The sequence below is a fragment of the Bifidobacterium sp. genome (genome assembly GCF_051876855.1).
Taxonomy (GTDB): Bacteria; Actinomycetota; Actinomycetes; order Actinomycetales; family Bifidobacteriaceae; genus Bifidobacterium.
The window spans coordinates 1-2,397 of record NZ_JBJEIH010000116.1 but is presented as its reverse complement, the minus strand read 5'-3'; the positions used below and the strand labels follow the sequence as shown (position 1 = coordinate 2,397).

Genomic DNA, 2,397 nt, shown 5'->3' with positions numbered 1-2,397 from the left:
ACCTACCAGCCCGCCGTGCAACACCACAGTCGCACCACAGGCTGATAACTCCGGCGACCACACCGCCGGCCAACCTATCCGCCCGCTGTGCAACCAGCCAATCACACCACAGGCCGATTACCCCCGGCAACCACACCACCGGCAGGCCTAACCGCCTGCCATGTACCACGGCAATCGCACCACAGCCAAATAGCCCCACAATCCGACCGGAAGCCAGCCGAACCCGCCCGCCATGCGACCGACCAATCACACACCAGCCAGATACCTCACCAAGCAGCCCGGCAACCAAACCAATCCGCCCGCCGTGCGACCACACAGTCGCACGGCGGGCGGGTATCCAGCTTGACGGCACACCTGCGCAGCGGCATACCGGCACAGCGGCACCGCGCCACACTTCCATACCGTCACGCCTCCGCGCGCCACGCCACACTCACGATTCCAGCACGGCCAGCACCTTGTGCTCGTCGTAGAACGCGAAGATGAAGCCGCCGATTGCGCACAACACGGCCGCGCAGATCGCCGCGACACGATATCCGGTTCCGGCCGCTGCGCCGATGGTGCTCACGCCAGTGAACAGCAACATCGCCACGCTCTGCCCCATCTTCATGGCGAAGGTGCGGGCAGCATAGAACATGCCCTGACGGTCCTGACCGGTGGTCTTCGCGCTGGCGTCCGCGATGTTCGCGACAATCGCCTGCGGCAGAATACCGAACGCGGCCATCGGCACCGCACCGACCACCGACAGCAGCACGCCCTGCACCATCGGCGGAATCGCACTGATCACGCCGGATCCGAGCAACCCCGCGAAGGCGAACGCAACCGTGAAAATCACGAACGCGATGAGCAGCAGCCGCTTCTTGCCCACCCGGTTCGCGAGCATGTTCACCGGCACGTAGAACAGCACGGATACCGCGGTCATGAGCACGAAATACACGGTGGTCACGGATTCAGGCAGTTTCAGCAGACTGGTCACGAAGAACGGCAGCCCGGTCTGGAACGTGGTGATCGCAATCCAGTAGATCACGTCGGACCCGACGAAACGGCGGAATTGCACGTCTCCGAAGGTCTGTTTCAACGATTCCAGCGTCGATTCGCTGGTCGGCTGCGAGCGCACGTAGCGTTTCTCGTCGATGGCGAGCGGCGGAACAAGCATGCAGATGAACGCGACAATCGCCATCAATGTGAAGGTGAGCCGAATGGCAGGCACACGGCCCATGGACGGCACGAACGCTCCCCAGATAACGGGCGCAACATAAGCCAGCGCAGTACCGGCAACCCATGTGAACGAGATGGCGGTGGAGATGGCGAGCTGCTGCTTGGAATTATGGCCGAGTTCTGCGATCAGCGCGTTGTATGGCGTGCAGTAGAAGGTGAGCGCCACGTAGTAGGCGATGACGGCGACGAACAGGAAGGCCGCGTTCAGCCAGCTTGTGCCGTTGATCGGGCTCCAGAACACGAGCACGGTGATGATGGCGAGCGGCAGCGCAGCCAGGCGCAGGAACGGCATGCGACGGCCGCGCGGGGACCGGCAGCGGTCGGACAGGCTGGCGACTGCGGGGTCGACGAACGCGTCGAAGAACCGGGCGAAGGCGGTGATGCCGCCGACCACGGTCACGATGCCGAGAATGGCGAGGCCTTGCGGCACGAAGACGGTCTGGCCTTGGCGGATGGTTTCGGCGTCCGGCTGGTAGAAGTACACGAGCCAGTTGGAGATGATGCCAGACAGGAGCGCCCAGCCGAACTGGCCGATGGCGAATGCGCGGATCTTGGAGCCGGGTAGGGATTGCGGGCTGGTTGCAGTCGTGTCTGCCGGGGGTTGTTGTTGTGCGGCTTGGTGCGTGCTTGCCGCCGCCTTGACGGTAGCGTCTGATACGTCTGGTGCCGCTGATTCAGCGGTGGTGCGCATTGTCGCGCGTTGTGTCTCATCCATGAGAACGCCTCCGTGTCCGTGCCGGACTTCATTGCCGGTCTCATAGCAGTCTACCGCGCATCCGCGTTCGCTGCTGACGGGTATGGGCATTCGACGGATAAGAATTGGCAGCCGGAGTGCGGTAGGCCGAATGCACCAGAAATGTACTAGGAATGTACCGGCACCCGGAATACCGGCATACTACAAGTGGGCCCGCGCTTTGCAATGCGCGGGCCCACTCGGAATTCGAAATCGGCAGGCTTGCTGCCGTTGAGTGCGGGAATCGACTGTGCCTTGCGGACTCAGTTCGTACTCAATGTGCCGTCTGAAGACCTGTAGGTCACATTCGGATGAGCAGCGTCTCCACCAAGATTCGTGTTCCAGCCGATAATCATGTACTCGTTCTTGTTCATGCCGTCTTGCGTAACCTTTAATGGCCTTTCGCTGTTTGGTGTGGGTGGGTCTGTCAGGTGGTGACGGTGCTGAGG

The 2,397-nt window shown here is 62.2% G+C and carries 1 protein-coding gene and 1 pseudogene; both read right to left on the bottom strand.

All coding sequences use genetic code 11. The features are described 5' to 3' along the window. Window positions 1–430: 430 nt before the first annotated feature. Window positions 431–1,906: an MFS transporter gene (locus tag ACI38B_RS07450; protein ID WP_439730191.1), complete on the bottom strand. Its 1,476-nt coding sequence runs from the start codon at window positions 1,904–1,906 to the stop codon at window positions 431–433. Window positions 1,907–2,211: 305 nt separating this feature from the next. After that, a pseudogene (locus tag ACI38B_RS07445) lies at window positions 2,212–2,397 on the bottom strand (hypothetical protein); the annotation flags it as partial.

What these genes read in the sequence shown, in the direction of transcription:
- ACI38B_RS07450 (WP_439730191.1), bottom strand. Translation starts at nt 1,906, where the DNA reads ATGCGCACCACCGCTGAATCAGCGGCACCAGACGTATCAGACGCTACC.